The organism is Anaerococcus sp. Marseille-P3625, from assembly GCF_900232825.1.
In the GTDB taxonomy this organism is placed as follows: domain Bacteria; phylum Bacillota; class Clostridia; order Tissierellales; family Peptoniphilaceae; genus Anaerococcus.
In genome coordinates, this window is sequence record NZ_OCTP01000010.1 from 584537 (window position 1) to 608857 (window position 24321).

A 24321-nucleotide genomic window follows, 5' to 3' on the forward strand; every position below is an offset into this window, starting at 1 on the left:
TTATTCTCCTATATGTTCAAGTTTTCTTGTTTGATCTTCTGCTATTAATGAATCGATCATTTCTTCGATATCTCCATTTAAAAAATCTTCTAGTTGATAAATAGTTTTATTTATCCTATGATCTGTAATTCTTCCTTGTGGAAAATTATAGGTTCTGATTCTCTCACTTCTATCTCCAGTACCAACTTGAGATTTTCTATTATCGGCTATTTCCTTGTTTCTTTTTTCTTCTTCTATTTCATAAAGACGAGCTCTAAGAACTCTCATTGCCTTATCTTTATTTTTTATTTGAGATTTTTCATCTTGGCAAGTTACAACTAAGCCTGTTGGAATGTGGGTAATTCTTACGGCAGAATCTGTTGTATTTACAGATTGTCCACCATTTCCAGATGATCTATAAACATCAACTCTTATGTCATTCGGGTCAATATTTATATCTACATCATCTACTTCTGGCAAAACTGCAACTGTTGCTGTTGAGGTATGAATTCTTCCACCTGATTCTGTTTCAGGCACACGTTGAACTCTGTGAACTCCAGATTCATATTTTAATTTTGAATACGCTCCCTCGCCTTTTACGACAAAAGTAGCTTCTTTTATTCCTCCAACTCCTTGAGTTTGAACTTCTATTTCTTCTGTTTTAAAGCCAGCCTTATCAGCATACATATTGTACATTCTGTATAAATCACCAGCGAAAAGTCCAGCTTCATCTCCACCAGCACCTGGTCTAATTTCAACAATAACGTCTTTGGTGTCGTTAGGATCTTTTGGAATAAGAAGAATTTTTAAATCATTATTGTAAATTTCTAAATTTTTCTTTTCTTCTGCAATTTGATCTTTTAGCATTTCAACCATTTCGCTATCGTTAGTTTCGTTTAGTAATTCTTGATTTTCCTCAATTGTGGCTTCAGCTTTTAAAATTTCTTCGTATTTTTCTACAACTGGTTTAAGGGAATTGTATTCTCTAGAAATTTTGGTAAACTCATCTATATTAGATAAAATTGCTGGATCGGCAAGTTTACTTTCAAGTTCTTTGTAATTTTCTCTTATATGGTTTAAATTATCAAACATATTTATCCTTTCTTTGCTATAACAAATCTATCAAAATCATTAAAATCTTTTAAATTTTCAATATTTTTAAAATCAGATTTGACCAACAGCTTATTTATCTCATTCTTTTGATCATATCCAATTTCAAAAATCAAATGACCATCTTCTTTTAAAAATTTGTTGGCTTCACTTATGATTTTTCTGTAAAAATATAAGCCATCTTCTCCACCATAAAGAGCATTTTTAGGCTCGTAATACAATTTTTCATCCAAATTCAAATAATCTTTTTTGTTGATATAAGGTGGATTTGAAATTATTATATCAAATTTTTCTTCGATATTATCAAATAAATCAGAAATTTTAAATTCCACATTTGGTAAGCTTAAATTATTCTTATTTTCATTTGATAGGTCAATAGCTTCTCTACTTATATCAAGACCAACAATCTCTGAATTAGGAAGATTGTAAGCTAAGCTTAAGCTTATTGCACCTGATCCTGAACCGACGTCTAATATTTTTTCTTTATTATAATTCGATTTAATTATATAATCTATTATTATCTCAGTTTCAAATCTTGGAATTAAGGCTCTTTGATCTACTTTTAATTTAAGATTATAAAAATTCCAATAGCCAATTGCATATTGGAGTGGATATCCTTTTTCTATTTTACTTTCAATTTCTAGAATTTTCTTGCTTAAATCACTATCAAGCTTTTGATTTGGATTTAAATACAAATATGATTTTGGTTTATCCAATAAGTAAGTTAGAGCTATTATTAAATCTTCGTTCTTTCTTTCTATTATATCTTTTATTTTCATTATGCACACAAAAATAAGGTTAGTTGCCTAACCTTATTATTTTCTTCCATATCTTTTGTTGAATTTTTCTACATTACCACCACGTTCAGCATTTCTTTGTTTACCTGAGTAGAATGGATGGCAATTGCTGCAAACTTCTACCTTGATTTCTTCTTCTGTAGAACCTACTGTAAATTCGTTTCCACAAGAAATGCAGGTAACTTTAGCTTGGTGATATTCTGGATGTAATTCTTTTTTCATATAAACACCTCTATTTTCCTTCATTCAATAAGCATTTTTTATTATACCATGTTTTTAAAAACAAATCAAGTTAAAGTGTTCTATTTATTAATTCTACAAATCTTTCGTTAGAATCTGTTCTTCTTAAAAGATCAATTAATTCAACAATTGAACCAGTCGCATCCATTTGTGATTTTCTAATTTTGAAAATTGCTTCAAGTTCTTCTTTTGATAATAATAATTCTTCTTTTCTAGTTGATGATTTTTCTATGTTTATAGCTGGGAAAATTCTTCTATCTGATAATCTTCTATCCAAATGAACTTCCATATTTCCAGTTCCTTTGAATTCCTCAAAAATCAAATCGTCCATACGAGATCCTGTTTCAACCAAAGCTGTTGCTAGAATAGTAAGTGATCCACCATTTTCAACATTTCTTGCAGCTCCAAAAAATTGTTTTGGACCTACCAAAGCCATAGGATCAAGACCTCCAGATAAAGTTTTTCCAGATTGTGGAGTTATGATGTTGTAGGCTCTTGCAAGTCTTGTTATTGAATCTAATAGTATTACCACGTCTTTTTTATCTTCGACAAATCTTTTGGCACGTTCCAAGATCATCTCTGCTATTTCTACATGATTTTGTGGTGGCATATCAAAAGTTGATGATGCAACCTCTGTTCTCATATAGTCATTGTCTGGATCTCTGTATTCATTTACAAATCTTATGAAATCTGTAACTTCTTCTGGTCTTTCATCTATTAGCAAAACAAATATTTTAATATCATCGTAATTTTTTTCAATAGATCTTTCTATGTTTTTGATAAGAGTTGTTTTTCCAGCCTTAGGTTGAGATACGATAAGACCTCTTTGACCTTTTCCAACTGGGGAAATTATGTCTACAATTCTTCCAGAAATATCTCTATTGCTAGTTTCTAATTTAATTCTTTGATTTGGATAAATTGGGGTTAAATCATCAAATCCAACTCTATTAAATGCATCTGCTGGCTTTAGGCCGTTTACATCGCTTACAAATATTAATGGTGCAAATTTATCTTTGTCGTGTTTTTCTCGAGCAATTCCCCTTATATAATCTCCTGTTTTTAGCTTAAACATTTTTATCTGCTTAGGTGGTACGTAAATATCGTCATCACCTTGTTCATATAAGTCAGATCTTAGAAATCCAAATCCATCTGGCAAAATTTCAAGTACACCTTCGCAATCGAATTTTTCACCCAAATCATTGTCTTGTTTTTCTTTTTGCTCTTCTTCCTTTTCTTTTTTTGCCTCTTCTATTAATTTTATAAGTTCATCTTTTTTGTACCTAGTAACTGAAGGAATCTCTAGTGACTTTGCAATTTCCCTTAGACTAGCTACAGTATTTTCTGTTAAATTTTCCATATATACCTTAAAAAAGGGATTGCTTCTTAATATTAAGTTGCAACCCCTAATAATTTTTTTATTTGTTAGCTGAGCCTTCACTGCCCATCATAGCAATTTTTTCATATAAAACTTCTTTGATTGCTTTTGTTCCTGGAGCCAATAATTTTCTAGGATCGTATCCCTTGCCTTCTTTATCTTTGCCAGCTTCAATATATTCTCTTGTTGCCTTTGCAAAAGCAATTTGACATTCAGTGTTTACATTTATTTTTGAAACGCCAAGGCTAATGGCTTTTTTGATTTGATCTTCTGGAATTCCTGTTCCACCGTGTAATACTAATGGCATTTTCACAGCATCAGATATTTCTTTTAGTCTATCAAAATTTAGGCCTTTCCAATTAGCTGGATAAACTCCATGGATATTACCTATACCTGCTGCCAAGAAATCTATGCCGCAAGCGGCAATTTTTTTGCATTCTTCAACATCTGCAAGTTCACCCTCGCTTGCAACTCCATCTTCTTCTCCACCGATTCCACCAACTTCAGCTTCAACTGAGATGTTTTTGCTGTGAGCAAGAGCTACTATTTCTTTTGTTTTTTCGATATTTTCTTCTAGTGGCAATGAAGAACCGTCAAACATTACTGATGTAAATCCAGCTTCTATACAAGCTTTTGCTCCCTCATAAGAACCATGGTCAAGGTGAATTGCTACTGGAACTGTGATATTTAAGCTATCATGCATAGCGCGAACTAAATCTGCAACAACTTTAAATCCGCCCATGTATTTTGCAGCACCTTCACTTGATGCTATGATAACTGCTGTTTTTTTCTCTTCTGCTGCTTCTAAAATTGCTCTGGTCCATTCTAAGTTGTTTGTGTTAAAATGAGCTATAGCGTAACCATTTTCATAAGCCTTGTCCAAAAATTCTTTTGCATTAACTAACATTTCATTCTCCTTATAAAATTTCAAAATTTCCAACTATTATCATAATACCCTATTATTTTCTTAAATCTTCACTAATTTGAGATACTATTTTAGAAATTGCTTCTCCTTTATCAATTAACAAATTCTTCATATCAATTCTTTTAGAATATTCGACTTGTCCATTTATGGCATCTTTTCCAACTGTTATTCTATAAGGAATTCCAATTAGATCTCTATCGTTAAATTTAACTCCAGCTCTTTCTTTTCTATCATCTAATAAAACTTCAATACCCTTATCTTTTAGGCTTTGATATATATCTTCAGCAAGTTTAACTTGATTTTCATCTTTAGTATTTACAAGTGTAATAATCACATGGAATGGTGCAACTGATGTTGGCCAAATTATTCCATTTTCATCATAATTTTGCTCAACGATTGCTGATATTGATCTTGATACTCCTATGCCGTAAGAGCCCATAATAAATGGCTTACTTACACCATTTTCATCTAGAAAGTTTGCATTTAAAGCTTCTGAGTATTTTGTTCCAAGTTGGAAAATATTTCCTACTTCTATACCCCTTGCTGATTTGTATAATCCTGAACCATTGTATGCTGGATCATTTTCTTTTGCCAAAATCAAATCTTCTGCAATTTCGCCATCAAAATCTCTACCATAATTTGCATTGATATAATGATGGTCGTCTTTATTTGCTCCAACAACAAGATTGTTTATTTCTGTAAGACTTTTATCTATGATAATTTTTGCATCTTTTAGGCCAATTGGTCCTGTAAATCCAGCTTTGGCAGAAGTAATTTTTAAGATAGATTCATCATCTAACATTTGGATTTCATGTTCTGGAACTTTAAGATATGATATGAGTTTTGCCATATTTAGCTCTCTATTTCCAGGAATAAATACGAAAACTGGTTCTCCTTCTACCAATAAATCAATTGCCTTTGCACATTTTGAAGGATCTACATCCAAAAAGTTAGAAACTTCTTCGATAGTTTTGGTATCGATTGTTTCTACCAATTCTAGTTTTCTTTCTTCTTCTCTTATAGGATCGATTTTTATTCTTGCTTTTTCATCTGTGTAGGCATCATCACTTCCATCGGTGTATAAAATTACACCTTCTCCACTTTCAGCAAGAGCTATAAATTCATGTGATTTTCTACCACCCATTGCCCCATTGTCACCTTCAACTATCTTATAATCAAGTTTCATCTGATCAAAGGCATATTCATAAGCTTTCCACATATTCATATAAGATTTTTCAAGACTCTCATAATCCTTATCAAAAGTATAGGCATCTTTCATTAGGAAATCTCTTGAACGATTTATACCAAATCTAGGTCTTTTTTCATCTCTAAATTTATCTACAATTTGATAAAGATTAAGAGGTAATTGCTTGTAGGAATTTATTTCATCTTTTATTAATGCCACAAAGGCTTCCTCAGCTGTTGGTCCAAGGGCATATTCTCTTTCGTGTCTATCTTTTAATTTAAACATCTCTGGACCAAATGTATCCCATCTACCTGATGCCTCCCAAATTTCTCTAGGTTGCAAAATTGATGTGGAAACTTCAATTGCTCCATATTCGTTCATAGCATCTCTAACAATTTTTTCAATTTTATTTAAAACTAACTTGCCTAATGGTAAGAATGAATATATTCCAGATGCTTGTTTTCTAATATATCCTGCTCTTACTAATAATTTGTGACTTACAGTTTCAGCATCAACTGGGTCTTCTCTTAATGTTGGCATATAATAATTCGATAATCTCATATTTTTTTAATCCCTTAGGGATAAACCTATCCTTTCTTTTTCTTTGTCTATTTCAATAACTTTTACTTCGACAATATCTGAATTTGTCAAAACTTCGTTTGGGTTTTTTATAAATTTATCACTCATATTTGATATATGAATAAGTCCATCAATTCCAACACCAATATCGACAAAAGCACCAAAATCCGTTATGTTTCTAACTTTTCCAGAAATTTTATCTCCAATTTTTAAATCGTCTATTGTCATAATTTCTGATTTTGTTAAAACTTCTGGGTTATCATCTCTTGGATCTCTTCCAGGCTTTTTTAATTCATCGATAATATCTTTTAGAGTTGGCAATCCAACTTCTAATTTTTCGCTAATTTCTTCTAAATTTATATCATCAAGATCGTAATTTATTATTTCTTTGGCAATTTTATAACTTTCAGGGTGTACTGATGTATTATCTAAAATTTCTGGTGAATCAGGAAATCTTAAAAATCCTGCTGCTAATTTATAGGTTTTATCCCCAAGACCTTTAACTTTTTTTAGGTCTTTCCTATAAATTAATTTGCCTTCTTTGAAGTCTTCTTCAATTCTTTTTGCTAAAGTTAAGTTTAGACCAGAAACGTATGATAATAACTTGTAAGAAGCGTTATTTATGCTTACTCCAACCTCATTTACAGAATCTTCCACAACTTTTGAAAGTTCATTGTCCAATTTCTTTTCATTTAAGTCGTGCTGGTATTGGCCGATGCCTATGTGTTTTGGCTCAATTTTTACAAGTTCTGCCATTGGATCTTGAAGCCTACGAGCCATAGAAATTGCTCCTCTGATTGTTACATCCAAATCTGGAAATTCTTCTTCTCCAAGGCTTGATGCAGAATAAACTGACGCCCCAGCTTCATTTACAATTGCATAAGAAATTTTTTCATCTAAACTTTCAATAAGCTTATTTACAAAAATTTCTGTTTCACGACTTGCAGTTGCATTGCCAAGAGCTATTAAATTTACTCCATGTTTTTTAATAAGATTTGTAAGTATTTCTAAAGCTTCTTTTTCTTTTTTGTGAGGAATTACCGGGTAAATTACCGCTTGGTCTAAATATTTCCCGTTGCTATCTACTACTGCAACTTTGCATCCAGTTCTATAACCTGGGTCAAGGCCCATAACAACCTTGCTTTTTATTGGTCTTTGTAATAAATAAGGTTTTAAATTCTTAGAAAAAACTTTGATTGATTCATCTTCAGCAATTTCTGTAATATTATTTCTCATTTCAGTAGAAATTGACGGTAGAATTAATCTTTTGTAAGCATCGTTTATACAAATATCTAATAATTCTTTTTGATAGGAATTATCTGTTTGATATAAATTGCTTATAAGTTTTTTATTATATTCATCAGAAAATTCAAGTTTTACGCTTAAAGCTCCTTCTTTTTCTCCACGATTTATGGCAAGAGTTTGGTAAGCCTTAAGATCTTTTATTTTTTTATTAAAATCATGATAGGGTTCGTATAGATTTTTTTCATCTTCTTTATTGCTTACAAGAATTCTTGCCCTCATAAAGCCATCACGTCTTACGATATTTCTAGCATCTAGGTTGTTATTTATATCTTCTGCCATAATATCAAGAGCTTTTTCAATTGCAAGCTCTGGCGATTCTATGTCCTCGTTTACAAACTCTTTTGCAAAGTTAATTGCGTCATCTTCGTCTTTTGCCTTAGAAAAAAGATAAGCAAATAGTGGCTCAAGTCCCAATTCTTTTGCCATATCGGCACGAGTTTTTCTTTTTTTCTTATAGGGATTATAAATATCTTCTAACAAAGTTAGGGAATTTGTCTCTAAAATTTTTGCTTTTAATTCATCAGTTAAGTTACCTGAATTTTCCAAAGCACTTATAATCTCTTCTTGTCTTTTTTCTATATTTCTTAATTTATTAAGATTTTTTTCGATTTCTCTTACTTCAACATCAGTAAGATTACCGGTTTTTTCTTTTCTATATCTTGCAATAAAAGCTACAGTTGAGCCTTCATCCAAAAGTTCTATTACATTTTCAATTTTACTTGCTTCGATTTTTAAATCTTCAGCTAAAATATTTACTATATCCATAATTTCCTTTATAAAATAAACAACTTCAAAAAATAAATTAACAACAAATGGGCTGGATAAAATATGTAAAATAGCCATTTGCTTTCTTTGCCTTTTTTGCCATTATATAACATAAGTAGTGGGATTGATAAATAGACAAAACCATAGGTCATTTCGATAACATAACCCCATACTTCTAATTCGAAGAAAAATCCAACGAAAAGAGCAATAGCCGTAGAAATTTTACTATTTCTTGTTAGATATATCAAAACTATCGCCAATACACCCTTATAACTATAATCTGTTTTTAAAATATTTCCAAGAGCCATTCCGACAAGACTTATAAAAATTATTATAATTATTTTGATAATGTCATTTTTCTCTGATTGAAAAACTTTTTCTATGGCAAATATGGTTAATGCTCCAATAAGCAAGGTAAAAATTACATTTTGGCTTCCAAAGTAAAATAAGGAATCATTTAATGCCAAATCAAAGGGGATTTCTGAGATTAGAGCAAAAATTAACATCCTTAAAAAATATTTTTTTATATCCGAGCTATAAATTACAGCTTGCACTGTAAAAAAACAAAAAATTGGCATAGAAATTCTACCGATAAAGACAAATATATCAGCAAGCATCCAATATTTTTCTCCAAGTAAATAGAGAAAATCACTTTGAGCAAGGTGAGATAAAAACATGGCAATAATTGCTATTATTTTGATTTGTCCGCCTGTAAGAAAATTCCTATCTCTAAGCCAGACTTTTTTGTATTCTTCTTTTGATTTTAAATTTATAATTTCCATAATTCACCTAATTGCCTGAAATAAAGTTTATTTTATATTTAGGAAAATTCATGCTTATATTCTTGCCTCCAACATTTGCATAATCCATTTGATCAATATCAAAGATATTTGATGGGTCAAAAAATACAACTTTGCTAAAAGGCTTAGTTTTTGGCGAAATTTCTAGTTCAAACTTATAAGCATCTTTATCTTTGGCATATTGTATTAAAATATCAATAAATCTACCATAATCGTATTCATTAAAAGTTTTAAATTCCAAGTCGATTTTGTATTGATCATTTTCTTGGATCTTAAATTTAGCCTTATCACTAGTATAAGAAAGTTTTTCTTTAGTGGATAAATTGGTAATTGTCATTGTACTTAGGTTGATATAATCTTCTGAATCCATTGAAATTATCTTTAGTAGGTCAGTATTAGATAATTTATTAATAAATTCATCTTCCTTAATTTTATTTATTGGAACTTCTATTTTTTCTTCTTTGTCGTCAATTTTTGATTTAAGGAGTTCCTCCTTAATTTTTTTGCTGTCTATGGTATCTGTTGGATCATCGTCATTTTTGCTAAATTCACTTTTTCTGATCCTTCTACCCTGATTTTTGGACTGACTAGGAGATTTTTTTTCTTTTTCATCTTCATTTAAGAAATCTTTGATCTCTTTAAAATTCATTTTTTCATTTATTAATATATTATCCTTATTTGATAAATATTTATAGGTAGAGTAAGTCGTTTTGAAAACCATATACAAAAAACTTATAGACGTTGCTAATCTAATAATATCTTTGGGAATAAAATTCTTGTAATTTAAAATATTTATCACAAGCATTAGCATGAAAGGTGATATTCCAGAAAAATTCAAAAAGTCCTTAAGTTTTGATTTCTTAACTACTTCTTTTTCTTCACTAAGACTTTCTTTTTTTACTAGCATTTTAAATACTTTTACAAAAAATACTAGAAATCCCAATACATAAAGTACAGTCACCCCATTATAAACTTGTGGATAATTATCATAGATATTAAATGGTAATTTTTTTATTGTATAGTCTATGCCAAAGGCAAAAATTAGCAGTAAAAGTCCTGTTTTTCTAAAGGTTTTTGATATCAAAAATATAAGCAAAAATAAGATAATTAAGCCCAATCCTATGTAAATCATATAATTATTAGTAGGTATTGCTTGTAATTGTCTTAAAATAAAAGAATAATCCATAATAACTCCTTGTATAATTATATCAAATTCGTTTAAGCTTACAAATTTATTTTTAATATTTTTGGATTAATTATAAAAGAAAGTATAATAAAAAATATGCTTCAATAGCTCAATTGGCAGAGCAACGGTATCGTAAACCGTAGGTTGCAGGTTCAATTCCTGTTTGAAGCTCCAAAATTTAAAAGACCTAGATTTAATCTAGGTCTTTCTTGTTTTAAAAACAATTTCATTTTGAATTTTCAAAATTTTATTTTTTTTATTAAATCTTTTCCTAATTATCCTTATCTTGTATTATATAATTTGCCAAGTCAAGCAAATCTTTTGCCATATAATAATTATCGCCCAAAAGATCGTAAATTGCATCTTCTGTTAAAATTCCTTGGTTTATATCTTCTGGAATTTTACCTTCGTTTGAAGCATCAAAATCATCCATAAAATCCTTAGAATAATAATATTTTTCCAATTTTTCTAATTCTTTTTGGTGGTTTTTAAATTTTTCCAAGGCTTGTCTTAAATTTTCTGTGATTTTGATATGGTCTTCGTAGATTTTTGTATAATCTTTAATGTGTTCGTAATTCATTTTATCCTCTTATTTCGTAAATTTTTTCTATTATTTGGTCAATATCTTCTTTTATCTTATGAGCTTTGCTCAAAGATCCACTATTTGTGGCAACAATTATTATATCCAAATTTTTCAAAAAAACAATTAATTGTCCACCAGTTCCTGATGCAAAAATAGTATTTTTATCAGAAATCCAAATCCCCAAGCCATAATAATCTTCTGACAAAAATTTTCTTTGATTTTCATTGGTATTTTTTTCTATTGGCTTTTGCATTAGATCTACATATGATTTATCAATAATTTTTCTACCATTAAATATTCCATTATTTGCTATAAGCTTGCCAATTTTTAGCATGTCATAGGCGTTTAATTTTATTTTTGTAGCACCTGCTAGATATTTTCCATATTTTCCCCAAGATCTATCTTTTATATCCAAGGGAACAAGCAAATCCTCATTTATAAAATCAAAAAGATCATATTCTAAATATTCTTCCATAGTTGCGGAAAGCAAATAATATCCAGCATTAGAATACAAAAATTCTTTTCCAGGCTTATAATAAAGTGGATAGTTAATGCAATAATCAAAAAGATTATCATAGTCACTTTCTTTTAAATCCTTGGAAAAAAGCAACAAATCTCTATATCCAGTAGTATGTGTCAGTAAGTGTTTTACTTTGACTTCTTTGAGATTTTTTAAATTTTTCTTATTGGTTAAATTGATTTTATCTTTAATAATAGGAAAAATTTCAGTTTCCAATGAAAATTCGCCAGATGTTTTATCAATTAATATCCCACATGCTAAAGAGAGGACAGTTTTTGATATGGATCTAACATCAAAGACCTTATCATTTGCTAGATCTAAAATATAATCCGAATTATTCTCATATATTATCAAACTTTCTGCTGAATTTTTATTTTCGATTATTTGTTTTGCAAATTTTTCAATATTTTCCATAATTTTTAAATTCAATATTTATCCAAATTGTTAAAAGGCTTTTTTATAGATGTTTAAGACATCTTCTTCTAATAAATGTTTAAATCCATTTATTTCTGGAGTTTTTCTATTATTCATGCAATTTTTTGCCATGATTGGTAAATCTTCTTCTCTAAATGATTCATCTCTAAGCTTTGTAGGGATTCCAATAGATGAGAAAAATTCTCTTAGAGCTTCAATGGCTTTTTTTGCATCTTCATTGGTTGATTCGCTTTTTTCTAAGTTAAATACATTGTAGCCAAATTCGGCAATTTTTTCACTAGTTTGATCATCTAAACAATATTCCAACCAATATGGAGTTAAAATTGCTAGTCCTACACCGTGGGTTATATCTCTTAGTGCTGATAATTCATGTTCCATCGCATGAACTGACCAAGCAGTTGATTTTCCAGCATCCAATAAGCCATTTATTGCCCAGGAATTTGCCCACATCAAATTAGCGCGAGCTTCGTAATTTTCTGGATCTTTTATTGCTATTGGCCCATATTTTATACAAGTTTTTAATACTCCTTCAGAAAATCTATCTTGCAAATAACATCCGTCATTTAAAGAGAAATAATTTTCCATGGTGTGACTCATAATATCAGCTGTTCCAGCTGCCGTGTGGTAAGAATTTACAGTATAAGTGTATTCTGGATTCATAATTGCAAATTTTGGTCTTACAAATTCTGAACCCCAACCCAATTTTTGGGAAGTTTCTTCATTGGTGATTACAGAAGATGTATCCATCTCAGAACCAGTTGCTGCAAGTGTTAGGATACTTCCAATAGGAAGTGCGTTTTCTACTTTTGCTTTGCCAATTACAATATCCCAAGGGTCATTTTCAATCAAAGCTCCAGCTGCAACAAGTTTTGCAGTATCGATTACAGAACCAGCACCGACAGCAAGTATGAAGTCGATTTTATTTTCTTTAGCTATCTTAACACCCTGACGAACTTTATCTATTCTTGGATTTGGAATAATTCCTTCCAACTCGAAATATTCAATCGAATTTTCAGAAAATGTTTTTATTATTTGATCATAAAGACCAATTTTTTTTATGCTTTTTTGTCCATAAACTAAAAGCACTTTATTTCCGTATTTTTTTATCTCTCCTGCTAAATTTTTAAGTTGGTCTTTGCCAAATAAAATCTTTGTTGAAATGTCAAATGTAAAATCTTTCATAAACTCTCCTTAATTGTAAAATTACCTTTATCTTTTAATTTCTACCCTATTTCCAGTAAAAATAAGCAAGAAAAAAAGCATCTACTTTCGCAGATGCTAAAATAAAATTAATTTCTTTTTCTTCTAACCCGAGGTATTACTCTGTTTACTTCTTTTAAATATTCTTCATATTCTTTGCCAAATTCATTTTTTAACCATTTTTCTTCTGTATTTTTCATTAATATTGTTAAAAAAGCCCAAAATACTAATGGCAGTATTAATAAAATATAGTTTGCTGTAAATAAAAGTAGACCTGTGAATATAAATATAAATGCTGAATAAACGGGATTTCTTACTATGCTGTATACTCCTGTTGTTATCAACTTTTTTTCTGTAACTTTTTTATTTATTTTCTGAATTATTACTGCTTGTATCCATAAGTATATGCCTAAAAGCATTAATAATATTCCCACAATAATAAAAAATATTTTACCTTGCCTTAGTTCTCCTAGGTTTAGATATCCTCTAAGATGAAGGCATATTCCTAATATTGTAAGAATTAAACAAGTAATTACATATATAGGTCCAACGCCAAATGAAGGCATTTTAAATTCTTCCGATTTCATTTTCTTCTCTAATATTGTTTTAACAATTCAATAATTTCATCTTGTGCATTTCTTCCTTCTCTAAAAAATCTTACCAATGGATAACAATGACACATTCCCTTGCCTACAATAATTTCATATGGAACATGATATTTTTCCATTGCTTTTTTAAATTCGTCAGCAAAGGCATAGAGGCATTCATTTTCGCCGTAATAAAAATATGTTTTCGGAAAGTCGGTAAAATCTCCCACCGTTCCGTCAAGCATATATTCAGGTATGTCTTTATCTCCTTTTGAGATTTCTCTTGCAGTTTTAATATACGTAGGTTCAATCATTATGTCATTGTGGTTAAGTTCTTTTAATTTCTCCCAAATTTCTTTGTTCTCATCGACAGTTACATCCGGAATTCCTCCCGGAGAAACTGAAATAATCTTGCCTGGCATTGGAAGCGGTCTTCCTAAAGCATTATTATTTAGAAAAATCCCTAGTGATAGACAAGCTCCTGATGAAAATCCAAGGACACTTATGTTTTCTGCCCTATATGTTTGGGTCATAAGTCTATAGGTTTCAAATGATACTTCATATGTCTTATCTATCTTTACATCTTCTGAACAAAGTGGATAAAATAAAAACCATACATCTTTTCCGGTTTGTTGCATTATTCTTTCCGATAATTTAAAATCCAGTTTATTCGGTTGTGTAATCATTCCTCCGCCAAATAGATAAAGAACTGTACCGTCGGCGGGCGTTTGATTTTTTTGATATGAAAGGAGCCTGTAACCCATTACATCTCTTACAATGAGATAGTATTTTTTTCTCTCGGCTCTCTTCCTTGCCTTATCTAAATCAAATACCGCCTTTGCGTTTTCTTTCTTTGCGTACTCTAGCATCTCTTCTTTGTTCTTTAAAAACATTTTTTTGACTCCGATAAGTCTTACTATTGATGATGCAATTTTATAGGTTAAACTCATTTTATTTCACTCCCTTAAATAACTTATCGATCTTAGTTTCTTAAATTAACGCGCATATCATACTCTTATAACCCAGATTTATTCTCTATCTCCTGTAATGAAATAGTCGCAAAAATCTGCTCCATTTGCTATCGTGCCTTTTCTATGTAAAACTCCATGTTGAAGACTTATCATAAGCTCATCCAATTCACAGAATAGCGGCATTAATTCATGTACCCCAAGCTTTTTAGTGTATGTACAAATAGGACAACGAGTAATTCTGTAATAACAAGCGCCCTCATATGGTTCTCCCTCAAAATCGACCTTAAATGATGTGGGATAGAGTTTTTCTTTTTCTTCTGTATACCATTTATAATACTTAACTATATTTTTCTTATTGGCTTCTTTTCCTCTCTTAGTATTTAGATTAGTTAATGAAAAAAACCATTTGACAAAATACAGAGAGCGACGCATCATTTCCTGGATGGTTCTGGTGCAATTTCTTTTTCACTTGCTAAATATGGTGCAACAAATACAAGAGCGAACATCTCATTGTATGCCATGGGATTATCATTGCCGATATCATCTGCTTCTTCTACTAGTTTTCGATAAATTATTTTGCTTTTTTTGAGGATATTCTTGGCATACTCCTTTCCATATTTTTCCACCAAAACTTTTTTCATAGGATGTTGAAACTGATAGAAATAAAAACTGTGATATTTCATTTTATCCTTTGCCTTTCTTTATCTTATCTATTTTCTTGCGATGAAAACGACTTGTTTTTTTCTGTCCAAATGATATTGACAATTAAAGCCCAATTTTTCAAGCATTTTTGTTAAGTCGTCGGGTGTGTATACTTCCATTTCTATCATATGCGCTAATTTTTTTACATCTCTTCTTTTCATAGATGATACTTCATTGCATATTAAAAATTGTCCGCCCTTTTTAAGCACACGATAAATTTCTTTAAAACATTCTTCTATTTCATTCCAAAAATATATAGTTTCAAAAGCAGTGACGATATCTATAGATTCATCTTCGAAAGGAAGATTCTTTACATCTCCCAGAAAAATCTCGCATCTTCCTGACTCAATCGCTTCTTTATTTATCTCACTTGACATTTTTACACTTGTTTCTGAGTGGTCAATTCCGTAAACTTTTTTTGCTTTAGTTAAAAAATATTCTATGTTGGCTCCACCACCACAGCCCAAATCTAATACAGTATAATCTTTATCAATATTTAAGTAAGATCTTCCCCACTTAGCTAATTTCTCATGACCACTATTCATACTTTTTAACATAAATCTTCCGCCAAAATTGTCTTTCGGCTTTCTAAAATTTTCAAAAAAACTCTTAAACATTTCCTCCTCCCATTGATACTGATTATCAATTATATTATATCATGTTTACTTTTAAAATTAAATATTTTTAGTAAAAATGTGCACTTTTTATAAATTATCAATATCTAAACACCTTAATGAATTCATATCTATCATTTATAACTCTTATTGTTCTATAAAAAGCTATATTTGTGTCGATTAGCCATTTAAGCTTTAATGAAAATTTTTTTTCTACATTTTTTGTAATCTGAAAATATTCGTATAAAATTATTAACTATCGTCCACTTTTAAAGCTGGAACCTCAAAAGATAATTTTTAAAGACTTGACTGCCTAAATTCTTTTTAGTTAACACATATCACCTATATCTCTGCTTAATGAATTTTACACAAAAGAAAAGCACCTATCATTTTTTGATAGATGCTTAATTTAATCGCATACTTATTTTAGCCACAACAATATCCTATATCACAGGCGATACTCACAATAGGCTCTTCATTAAAATAAGCTAAGGAAATATAAGTACTATAGAATTCAATAGTGTCATCAGCAAGCTTTGAAGAATATTTCCAAGGACATAACATCAACCATCTTTTAATATCAGACTTATATTCTTCTAGAGATTGCCCTTTATTGAAAACTCCAACTCTTCTTTACTTAAATCACTATATCTCACGACTTTACTCCTCTTATAGATTAATATTACTATTTGATTTTACTATACCATTAACCTATTTAATAAGAATCCATCAAAATCATCTTGAGTAGCTACTTCTTTGTATTTGTAGTCGTCATTATTCTTTTCTGTAAACATTTCGTTTACTAGTCCAATCGTTAGTAGGGATAAGACAGAATATGTAAAGTTAGCTTATGAGTATTTTATTTTTTGAAGAATGAAACCTATTTAATAAAAAAAAGAGCAGCCTTTTAAGCTACTCTTGTTGAAAGTACAAATGCAGAATTACTGAGATTATTTCTTTGGTATCAACGCTATAGTCTCCACATCTCTTGAAATTACAGTATGAATAAATTAAGACAATTTTGCAGAAGTCTCATATCTGGTATTTATCAATTTTCTATTTTCCTTATAATTAAGCTTTTATATCCACGAAAGGAATCTAAGTCTTATTTTAATTCATTTTGTTTTTCTTTTTTAAGCCAAGATCCAAGCTTTGGTTGAAACAAAAACCTCTTATGGTCTATTTCATACTTATACTAGAAGCGTTCAAAAGCTATGATTTCTGGATACCAGAATTGAAATCTTTTAATAATTTCCAAGCATCATTTTTTTATTTTCTATTTCAAGCTTGAAATTATTTTATCAACACTTTGACCTGTTGGAGCAAATTAGTTGTTGTTTAGCCAGTTGACAACGGCTGTAAGCATTAGTCCCAGCCCAATCGGCATCATATTCTCGTCAAAATTTACTCCAGGATTGTGATGGCTAAAATTGTTGCCTGGCAATTTGCAGTTTACATTGAAATATGCGGTTGGAACTTTTTCAGCTACAAGAGCCATATCTTCGCTTGCCATTACTTGTGTGTCTGGAATGAGCTCGCCATCAAAATCACTATTTTTTATATATCCCACAATTTCTCTTGTGAATTCTGGATCTGAATAAAGACTTGGAACTCCGGTGAAGAAGTCAAGATCTATTTCAGCTTTTGTTGAAATCTTTAAACCTTCGATAATTTCAAGCATTCTTGTTTTTAATTTGTTTCTAACTTCCGGATTGTATGAACGAAGTGTTCCTTGCATTTCAGCAATTTCTGGAATAATATTTGAATTTGAGCCGGCACTTAGCATCCCAAATGTCAATGTGTTCGTTTCTTGAGGTGGAGATTCACGGGCGATTAACTCTAAGAAATTTGTGTAAATATTTACAGCCACATTTATTGGGTCAATTGTAGTGTGAGGATATGCACCATGGCCGCCTTTACCTTTAATTGTAATTTTAAAGTTATCTGAGCTTGTAGCAATATAGCCTTCATTGTAACAAATTGAACCTGTTTCTCTATCAAGAGCGGTGTGAAGTGCAATTGCCCTATCAACTTTAGGATTTTCTAATAATCCATTTTCAATCATCATTCTAGATCCAGCGAAAATTTCTTCAGCTGGTTGGAACATAAATTTAACTGTACCTTTGAAATTTGCCTTTTCTTCTAATAAAATTTTTGCAGCAGTTAGGGCAATAGCAGAGTGAAGGTCGTGTCCACAAGTGTGGGCAGTATTTCCACTTGAAGCAAATGGCAAACCACTTTCTTCATTCATTGGAAGTGCATCCATGTCTGCCCTAATCATAATGCATTTTCCTTGGCCTTTTTCACCTTGAATAAGAGTAGATAAACCAGAAGAACCGTATTCTTTTACTTCAAGGCCAAGTCCTTCAAGTTCGCCCTTTACATATGCTTTTGTTTTTGGTAAATCTAGTCCAACTTCTGGAATTTGGTGTAAAGCTCTTCTTTTTTCAATCAGCTCACTCTTGTATTCCAAAGCTTCTTTAAAATAATTAGTCATAATTCCTCCTTACATAATTATACTATTCTTTGTTATATTGCGTTTTTATGCATATTTTCCAGTTAATATTGGTGTGATAATAATTGTTAGCACCGCGTCAATACAATTTGTACAAGCACAACGCTTGCAATTTCACCTACACTCGGGTCAGTTGCAGTGCTTATAGTAGGCACAGAAACTTATAAACCTGCGATAGATATGATTCCAAATATTATAATTTTATCTTCTTTTAAAACCACTGTTTCTAAAATAAACTTTAACGGGCCCTAGTGCCTATGAGTCCTTAACACGTGATATTAACACGACACTCTCCACATGGCTTGAGTGGTCAGTATGGATAAAATTTAATTTCTTTCAAAAACCTCGTATATGGGAATATATTTATTAACATTATTCCATATTATATCATCTTTATTGTTTGTAATAAGAACAAGCTAAGATTAAATTCATTTATTGTTATCTAAAAATAATACATGACAAAATTTATATTAATCTAATCCCTTTGTTTTTTCCTATTATATTATTTAAAACATTATTAAAAGTAAATTCAACCATACCAAATTTTATTTATCCTCAAGTTTCAACAAATATTTGCAGTAAAAAAATGCAATTATAATTGTCGCAACTATATAAATCCACTGAGAAAATGAACCTTCTACGCCAAATTTAGAAAAAGCATCTATCAATCCATGTGCAATAATGCATGGAATTAAACTCTTACTTTTATAAAAAATAACTACCATTATAAAACCCCAAGCAATGGCGAAAAATACTTGAGCTATCGTTTCTAGACTCGCTTGGCCAGCAAATAGATTAACAATATGACCAATGCCAAAAGTTAAAGCTACAATTATGATAGACTTTTTTGCCCCATCTTTTTCTAGAATAGCCTTAAATAAAAAACCACGAAAAATTATCTCTTCTATGTATCCAATTAAAAGCATTGAAATAATAGACCATACCTGGGAAATCCCAGAATAAACAAGATTAAGCCCACCCCATAAATTGCCAGTTACAAGAATCCATACTGGAATAAAGTACAAATATCTCTTGGAATTTTCTGGATACTTATCAAGACCATATTTTTCTTTAAGTTTATGATTATTTATAAAAAAAGTAATAGAAAAAGCAATAAAGATTAGTCCGATGAGCATAAAGAAACTTTCATCCCCAAAATTTCCCCTAATTGAAGTAGTAATCAAACAGTAAATGACAATCCAAAAAATTGCAAAATTAAGTTCATTTTTTTGATAAATTCGATACATTTCTAACCCCTTTTAATTTTTCATTAATTTATACAATAAAATTTCTGGTTTTTTCTATATATTTACTATAATAAGATCAAATTTAAAAGCAAGTTTGTAAAAAAAATTTTACTTTATCTATCTACTTACAAAATATCTTAATAAATATATTTGCTATTACGTATTAAGATAAAGTCAGTATAGAAGTACTTATCGTTAAGGCTACTATGAACGTGACTATACAACAAAAATAAGAACATTAAATCTAAGTGTACTAGAACAAGAGATGGTAAATTCTGTGCAGAGGTTTTTGAAAGATATCAAAGAAATGAAAAAGCACTACTTGCAACCATGTTAGAAATGTATGTCCAAGGAGTACAAGTAAGAAAAGTATCCAAGGTAATAGAAAATATGTGTGGTAAAAAATATTCTAAATCCTTTGTATCATCCCTAACTAAAGAGCTAGACGAAGAAGTAAAACTATGGAGAAATAGCGACCTAAGTGCTACTAAGTATCCCTATATAATTGTAGATGCAGTATACATAAAAGTAAGGGAAAACAATCGTGTAGTATCAAAAGCGCGCTATATTGCAATAGGAATAACTGAAAAAGGAAACAGAGAAATCATAGGCTTAGACCTAAGCGATAGCGAAAGTGAATACTCATGGTCAAACTTCTTTGAATATTTAAAAGCTAGAGGACTATCTGGACTTAAAATGATAATATCAGATGCCCACAAAGGCCTAGTAAAAGCAATAAAGGAAACATTCTTAAATGTAATATGGCAAAGATGTCATGTACATTTCTTAAGAAATATCCTATCAAAAGTACCAAAGAAAAACACTGAAGGATTTAGAACTGATATCAAAACACTATTTAAAATCCAAGATATGGGCTTAGCAAGATAAATAAAAGATGAGATCTTCTTAAAATACGAAACCGAAAATAAATATCAAAACTCTTTAAACACCTTAGATGAAGGATTTGAAGATGCTTTTGCATATCTAGCTAATGAAGTGGTTCATAGTAGACTTAGGTCAACCAATTGCCAAGAAAGAATAAACTAAAAAGTTAGAAGACGTGAAAAAGTAATTAGGATATTCCCTAATCAAGAATCAGTTATTAGATTAATATTCAGCTCGTCGGCTTTTGGAGACCAAACCTCATTGATATCAATGAGGATTGGATAACATCTTCTAAATTGTTTACTAGAATGAAATACTAAATATTGTTCTAGTAAATTTTACACAATATTATGGACTTGACTTGATTTTTTTAAGGATTAAATAAAACTATTCTATAAAAATAAGAGCTTAGCGATTACTAAGCTCTTATCTATAAATGTTTAAATTGAACCTTCTCTGTTCCAAAATCTTTGTTTACCTAGATTTTCTATAAACTTACTTGTATCTTTAGCATCTTTTGTAACCATAACTCCATCTGCTTTTTCTTGTTTTTTATCAAGAATACCAGAAGAATCTCCAATAATCCATAAAGGTTTGTAATGGTTGAAAGTTTCATTTACAAATTCATTTACATTTTTACTAAATTCTGTGGATGGTTTTTTAGGAATAACTACAATCATTGCATCTTCTAATACAGGATGAACAGTAGCATATCTGTGGCTAACAATTTGACCATCTTTTGTCTCACTTAAATTAGCTTGGATAATTTAAGCCTTTGCTTTGTTATCTTCTATTTTTTTAACCAAAGATTTAAAATCAAAATCATCATCGTCATCTGAATATATTCCAACTTTTAAAGTATCAACCTTAAATATGGTATTTTCTTGAGAAAATTCAGGCATTCTAACTTTTAAAGCTTCTTTTTTTGCTTTTAATCCTGAAGGGTCAAATCCACGTTCAGCATCAGGTTTTTCACATCCTACATTTTTGGCTATTTCTTCTGCCATTTTTTTATCAACATTTGCAAACATATCTACGACATCTTGTCTTATTTCTTCTCTTTTAACTTTTGATAATTCAAATGAAGACGCATTAATAATATGATTTTGTCCTACTTTACTAATTGATTTATAAAATGCTGTGGCTTGGCTGAAATGATCTCTAAAACTATCATCTCTTGCCTTTATAACTTCTGCATCTATTTTTTCTTGGTAATGTTCATATCCACCATTTTCTGGACTTTCATAGAAAGGTGATTGGTCATCAATAGATGATTTCATATAAGAAACTGGTCCCTTATTTATCATATGTTGATGCCATCCATCTCTTTGGTTGTTGTGAACTTCAGAAATTGGTCTATTGATAGGTATTTGAGCAAAATTTGGTCCACCTAGTTTTAGAAGTTGGGTATCTGTGTAGGAGAAAAGTCTTCCTTAAAGTAGAGGGTCATTTGAAAAATCAATTCCTGGAATAACATTTCCTGGATTAAAGGCAACTTGTTCTGTTTCTGCAAAATAATTGTCAACATTTCTATTAAAAATCATTTCACCGATTTTTATCTTAGGAATGTACTCTTCTGGCCAAACCTTTGTAGGATCTAGGATATCAAATGGGAAGTCATGTTCCTTTTCTTCTGGAAGTAGCTGAACGCAAAAATCCCAGACTGGATAATTTCCTTCATCAATTGCTTCGTACAAATCTTTTCTTTGACTATCAGGATCATTTCCAGAAACTTTAAGTGTTTCATCCCAAACTCTTGAGTGAACACCTAATTGAGGATTCCACTGATATCTAACAAAGGTTGCCTTGCCATTCTTATTTATCCATCTAAAGGTATGAACTGCAAAACCATCAATCATACGCAGACTTAAAGGAATTGCCCTATCACTCATTTGCCACATAACCATATGAGCTGACTCTTGATTTCTTGTTACAAAATCCCAAAAAGTATCGTTAGCAGATTGGGCTTGAGGAACTTCTGTATCTGGCTCTGGTTTTACTGCATGAACAAAATCAGGAAACTTTATAGCGTCTTGGATAATAAATACTGGCACATTATTACCAGCTATATCGTAGTTTCCATCTTCTGTATAAAATTTAATAGCAAAACCACGTACGTCACGAGGAGTATCTGTATAACCTCTAAATCCTGCTACAGTAGATATCCTTGAAAATAGAGGAGTTTGTTTATTGTGACCTGAAAATAGACATGCTTTTGTATACTCACTCATATCCTTAGTAGATTTAAAAATACCATGAGCACCCACACCACGAGCATGGACAATTCTTTCTGGAATCCTCTCATGATAAAAGTGCATAATTTTTTCCCTAAAATGAAAATCTTCAAGAAGACTAGGTCCTCTACTGCCAGCCTTAAGTGTAAACTCATCTTATGCCATCTTAAGGCCCTTGTTAGTAGTAAAAGCTTTACCCTTGTTATCAACCTTATTTTTCTCTAGATCTTTAATCTTGTCGTTATCCTTTACAGGATTACCATTTCAGATCCATTTGGTGTTAAAGGCGCTTTAATAAATTCGTGCTTGTTCTTATCTTTTTTACCTGCCATTTTGGCCTCCTACCATTTTCTTTAAATTCTAACATTCTTTCTTATACGAATTATACCCAAAAGATAATATGGTAAATCATTAGATATAAAATAAATCTAGACTCTTGCTTTTGACATCAATACGAAACTCTCCACATGGCTTGAGTGGTCAGTATGGATAAAATCTAATATATCAATAAAAGTCGCATAAAAAAACAACATACAAAATCTGATGTCGGTTTATTTTTAGATTATAGATTTTCATTCTATCTATAGGTGTCCTATTATATTTTCTATATTATCTTAATTTACTTGGATTCTTGTTTAAAAGTCCTTATATTTATCTTATCAGAATACATATCCATAATTAATTTATAAAAATAAAAAAGACATAGGCTATAGATAAACTCTAAGCTCATGTCTTACTAAATTTAAAGAAAAAATGCAACATATAAACCAGCTACTAAATTAGACACTGTATGTATGATAAAACTTGGAATAATTGATCCCTCTGATAACTTCTCGTTGATATATCCCATAGCATAGGCTATACACCCTGTAACAAAAATAATTAAAAGAGATTTTAATACACCTACAATAGGAAAAAACATCACTCCGTGAACCAGTCCAAACAATATTGATTGTATAAGATTTCCATTATTAAATCCTATTTTACTAACTAGCCTTTTAAGTGCAAATCCCCTAAACAAAATCTCCTCAGGTAAAGCGGTGTTAAGGGCTGCATAAATTATAATAGGCAAAATAGCCTTGAATCTAAGTCCCGCAAACTCGCTAGTTGCATTATTAACTCCACTTAGACTATTTAGAAGAATTATGCCTATTATTAGATAGATAATGGTTACTATAAATATTGATAATATCAAAGTCTTGTCTACCCTTTTAATTCTTTTAAGCCCTATCCATTCTGTAAATTTCTGATTTTTTCTAACTTTAAAATACCAATAAACAAATGGTATAAGTGAAAATAAAACGATTTGAATTAAACTACTAATAAGTTTGTTAATTACTAAACTCATAATCCCTCCTTGATATAATATAAAAGTACATTTATATTATGCCCATATATGCATATTTAAAACTTGAGAAATGTAAAATATTTTCTTCACCTATATATAAACCTTATCTATAAATTATAATATTTGATTAAATCTCTTAAGTTAATCGCTTTTTGAATATTTTTCATAACACCCTTTTGATATCTCAGCTAACAGATCTTTAGGCAATGGCCTAGAATAGGGCAGCCTTACGT

21 protein-coding genes, 1 tRNA gene and 3 pseudogenes are annotated in these 24321 nt (G+C 30.4%); 3 read left to right on the forward strand and 22 right to left on the reverse strand.

Annotated elements, in window-relative coordinates; translation table 11 throughout:
• From prfA to CS884_RS04215, 9 genes are all read right to left on the reverse strand, one after another.
• The gene (prfA, locus tag CS884_RS04175) at positions 1-1071 is read right to left on the reverse strand and encodes a peptide chain release factor 1 (RefSeq protein WP_099320815.1); all 1071 of its coding nucleotides are present in this window, start codon (positions 1069-1071) and stop codon (positions 1-3) included.
• 2 nt (positions 1072-1073) lie between these two features.
• Complete coding sequence (gene prmC / locus CS884_RS04180) at positions 1074-1868, reverse strand: peptide chain release factor N(5)-glutamine methyltransferase (protein WP_099320816.1); 795 nt, start codon at positions 1866-1868, stop codon at positions 1074-1076.
• A gap of 36 nt (positions 1869-1904) precedes the next feature.
• Positions 1905-2108, reverse strand: coding sequence for a 50S ribosomal protein L31 (gene rpmE, locus CS884_RS04185; protein WP_099320817.1), 204 nt, complete (start codon positions 2106-2108; stop codon positions 1905-1907).
• 70 nt (positions 2109-2178) lie between these two features.
• Positions 2179-3483 carry a transcription termination factor Rho gene (gene rho / locus CS884_RS04190; protein WP_099320940.1) on the reverse strand — a complete coding sequence of 435 codons (1305 nt, stop codon included), beginning with the start codon at positions 3481-3483 and terminating at the stop codon, positions 2179-2181.
• A gap of 58 nt (positions 3484-3541) precedes the next feature.
• Positions 3542-4408, reverse strand: coding sequence for a class II fructose-1,6-bisphosphate aldolase (fba, locus tag CS884_RS04195; protein WP_099320818.1), 867 nt, complete (start codon positions 4406-4408; stop codon positions 3542-3544).
• A gap of 52 nt (positions 4409-4460) precedes the next feature.
• Complete coding sequence (locus tag CS884_RS04200; protein ID WP_099320819.1) at positions 4461-6173, reverse strand: proline--tRNA ligase; 1713 nt, start codon at positions 6171-6173, stop codon at positions 4461-4463.
• Between the two features lie 6 nt (positions 6174-6179).
• Complete coding sequence (locus CS884_RS04205) at positions 6180-8261, reverse strand: Tex-like N-terminal domain-containing protein (protein WP_099320941.1); 2082 nt, start codon at positions 8259-8261, stop codon at positions 6180-6182.
• An 8-nt stretch (positions 8262-8269) separates the two neighbouring features.
• Entirely contained in the window at positions 8270-9043 is a 774-nt protein-coding gene (locus CS884_RS04210; RefSeq protein ID WP_099320820.1) for a TraX family protein, read from the reverse strand.
• A 7-nt stretch (positions 9044-9050) separates the two neighbouring features.
• A complete protein-coding gene (locus tag CS884_RS04215; protein ID WP_099320821.1) occupies positions 9051-10247 on the reverse strand; it encodes a hypothetical protein in 1197 nt (398 codons plus the stop codon).
• A gap of 98 nt (positions 10248-10345) precedes the next feature.
• Here CS884_RS04215 and CS884_RS04220 point away from each other — a divergent pair.
• A tRNA-Thr gene (locus CS884_RS04220) sits at positions 10346-10421 on the forward strand.
• Between the two features lie 97 nt (positions 10422-10518).
• Here the strand turns inward: CS884_RS04220 and CS884_RS04225 are convergent.
• The 9 genes and pseudogenes from CS884_RS04225 to CS884_RS04265 form a co-directional block, all read right to left on the reverse strand.
• Positions 10519-10827 carry a DUF4298 domain-containing protein gene (locus CS884_RS04225; RefSeq protein ID WP_099320822.1) on the reverse strand — a complete coding sequence of 103 codons (309 nt, stop codon included), beginning with the start codon at positions 10825-10827 and terminating at the stop codon, positions 10519-10521.
• A gap of 1 nt (position 10828) precedes the next feature.
• Entirely contained in the window at positions 10829-11764 is a 936-nt protein-coding gene (locus CS884_RS04230) for a serine hydrolase (protein WP_143434409.1), read from the reverse strand.
• Positions 11765-11794: 30 nt separating this feature from the next.
• Complete coding sequence (locus CS884_RS04235) at positions 11795-12967, reverse strand: iron-containing alcohol dehydrogenase (RefSeq protein ID WP_099320824.1); 1173 nt, start codon at positions 12965-12967, stop codon at positions 11795-11797.
• A 107-nt stretch (positions 12968-13074) separates the two neighbouring features.
• Positions 13075-13572 carry an isoprenylcysteine carboxylmethyltransferase family protein gene (locus CS884_RS04240; protein WP_099320825.1) on the reverse strand — a complete coding sequence of 166 codons (498 nt, stop codon included), beginning with the start codon at positions 13570-13572 and terminating at the stop codon, positions 13075-13077.
• 8 nt (positions 13573-13580) lie between these two features.
• Positions 13581-14522 carry an alpha/beta hydrolase gene (locus CS884_RS04245; protein WP_099320826.1) on the reverse strand — a complete coding sequence of 314 codons (942 nt, stop codon included), beginning with the start codon at positions 14520-14522 and terminating at the stop codon, positions 13581-13583.
• Between the two features lie 78 nt (positions 14523-14600).
• A pseudogene (locus tag CS884_RS04250) lies at positions 14601-15226 on the reverse strand (L-2-amino-thiazoline-4-carboxylic acid hydrolase).
• Positions 15227-15253: 27 nt separating this feature from the next.
• Positions 15254-15862 carry a class I SAM-dependent methyltransferase gene (locus tag CS884_RS04255; protein ID WP_099320827.1) on the reverse strand — a complete coding sequence of 203 codons (609 nt, stop codon included), beginning with the start codon at positions 15860-15862 and terminating at the stop codon, positions 15254-15256.
• A 1324-nt stretch (positions 15863-17186) separates the two neighbouring features.
• Positions 17187-18356 (reverse strand): M20 family metallopeptidase, encoded by a 1170-nt coding sequence (locus CS884_RS04260; protein ID WP_099320828.1) that lies wholly within the window; start codon positions 18354-18356, stop codon positions 17187-17189.
• A gap of 563 nt (positions 18357-18919) precedes the next feature.
• Positions 18920-19621: a CPBP family intramembrane glutamic endopeptidase gene (locus tag CS884_RS04265; RefSeq protein WP_099320829.1), complete on the reverse strand. Its 702-nt coding sequence runs from the start codon at positions 19619-19621 to the stop codon at positions 18920-18922.
• 237 nt (positions 19622-19858) lie between these two features.
• On the opposite strand from CS884_RS04265, the gene CS884_RS04270 reads away from it, so the two are divergent.
• On the forward strand, positions 19859-20509 hold the full coding sequence (locus tag CS884_RS04270) for an IS256 family transposase (RefSeq protein ID WP_099320830.1): 651 nt from the start codon (positions 19859-19861) through the stop codon (positions 20507-20509).
• A gap of 165 nt (positions 20510-20674) precedes the next feature.
• A pseudogene (locus CS884_RS10905) lies at positions 20675-20791 on the forward strand (hypothetical protein); the annotation flags it as partial.
• Positions 20792-20946: 155 nt separating this feature from the next.
• On the opposite strand, the gene CS884_RS04275 reads toward CS884_RS10905, so the two are convergent.
• The 4 genes and pseudogenes from CS884_RS04275 to CS884_RS04285 form a co-directional block, all read right to left on the reverse strand.
• Positions 20947-21186, reverse strand: coding sequence for a hypothetical protein (locus CS884_RS04275; protein ID WP_099320831.1), 240 nt, complete (start codon positions 21184-21186; stop codon positions 20947-20949).
• Positions 21187-21273: 87 nt separating this feature from the next.
• The gene (locus tag CS884_RS10695; protein ID WP_219350575.1) at positions 21274-21813 is read right to left on the reverse strand and encodes a catalase-related domain-containing protein; all 540 of its coding nucleotides are present in this window, start codon (positions 21811-21813) and stop codon (positions 21274-21276) included.
• 15 nt (positions 21814-21828) lie between these two features.
• Positions 21829-22827: pseudogene (locus CS884_RS10700) on the reverse strand (catalase); the annotation flags it as partial.
• 655 nt (positions 22828-23482) lie between these two features.
• Positions 23483-24088, reverse strand: a complete 606-nt coding sequence (locus CS884_RS04285; RefSeq protein ID WP_099320832.1) for a CPBP family intramembrane glutamic endopeptidase — start codon at positions 24086-24088, stop codon at positions 23483-23485.
• Positions 24089-24321: the final 233 nt, after the last annotated feature.

What these genes read in the sequence shown, in the direction of transcription:
- rpmE (WP_099320817.1), bottom strand. Translation starts at nt 2,108, where the DNA reads ATGAAAAAAGAATTACATCCAGAATATCACCAAGCTAAAGTTACCTGC.
- CS884_RS04210 (WP_099320820.1), bottom strand. Translation starts at nt 9,043, where the DNA reads ATGGAAATTATAAATTTAAAATCAAAAGAAGAATACAAAAAAGTCTGG.
- CS884_RS04225 (WP_099320822.1), bottom strand. Translation starts at nt 10,827, where the DNA reads ATGAATTACGAACACATTAAAGATTATACAAAAATCTACGAAGACCAT.
- prfA (WP_099320815.1), bottom strand. Translation starts at nt 1,071, where the DNA reads ATGTTTGATAATTTAAACCATATAAGAGAAAATTACAAAGAACTTGAA.
- CS884_RS04265 (WP_099320829.1), bottom strand. Translation starts at nt 19,621, where the DNA reads ATGTATCGAATTTATCAAAAAAATGAACTTAATTTTGCAATTTTTTGG.
- CS884_RS04275 (WP_099320831.1), bottom strand. Translation starts at nt 21,186, where the DNA reads ATGATTGTAGTTATTCCTAAAAAACCATCCACAGAATTTAGTAAAAAT.
- CS884_RS04255 (WP_099320827.1), bottom strand. Translation starts at nt 15,862, where the DNA reads ATGTTTAAGAGTTTTTTTGAAAATTTTAGAAAGCCGAAAGACAATTTT.
- CS884_RS04245 (WP_099320826.1), bottom strand. Translation starts at nt 14,522, where the DNA reads ATGAGTTTAACCTATAAAATTGCATCATCAATAGTAAGACTTATCGGA.
- CS884_RS04285 (WP_099320832.1), bottom strand. Translation starts at nt 24,088, where the DNA reads ATGAGTTTAGTAATTAACAAACTTATTAGTAGTTTAATTCAAATCGTT.
- CS884_RS04230 (WP_143434409.1), bottom strand. Translation starts at nt 11,764, where the DNA reads ATGGAAAATATTGAAAAATTTGCAAAACAAATAATCGAAAATAAAAAT.
- prmC (WP_099320816.1), bottom strand. Translation starts at nt 1,868, where the DNA reads ATGAAAATAAAAGATATAATAGAAAGAAAGAACGAAGATTTAATAATA.
- CS884_RS04235 (WP_099320824.1), bottom strand. Translation starts at nt 12,967, where the DNA reads ATGAAAGATTTTACATTTGACATTTCAACAAAGATTTTATTTGGCAAA.
- CS884_RS04260 (WP_099320828.1), bottom strand. Translation starts at nt 18,356, where the DNA reads ATGACTAATTATTTTAAAGAAGCTTTGGAATACAAGAGTGAGCTGATT.
- CS884_RS04240 (WP_099320825.1), bottom strand. Translation starts at nt 13,572, where the DNA reads ATGAAATCGGAAGAATTTAAAATGCCTTCATTTGGCGTTGGACCTATA.
- CS884_RS04215 (WP_099320821.1), bottom strand. Translation starts at nt 10,247, where the DNA reads ATGGATTATTCTTTTATTTTAAGACAATTACAAGCAATACCTACTAAT.
- CS884_RS04205 (WP_099320941.1), bottom strand. Translation starts at nt 8,261, where the DNA reads ATGGATATAGTAAATATTTTAGCTGAAGATTTAAAAATCGAAGCAAGT.
- fba (WP_099320818.1), bottom strand. Translation starts at nt 4,408, where the DNA reads ATGTTAGTTAATGCAAAAGAATTTTTGGACAAGGCTTATGAAAATGGT.
- CS884_RS04200 (WP_099320819.1), bottom strand. Translation starts at nt 6,173, where the DNA reads ATGAGATTATCGAATTATTATATGCCAACATTAAGAGAAGACCCAGTT.
- CS884_RS10695 (WP_219350575.1), bottom strand. Translation starts at nt 21,813, where the DNA reads ATGATAAATAAGGGACCAGTTTCTTATATGAAATCATCTATTGATGAC.
- rho (WP_099320940.1), bottom strand. Translation starts at nt 3,483, where the DNA reads ATGGAAAATTTAACAGAAAATACTGTAGCTAGTCTAAGGGAAATTGCA.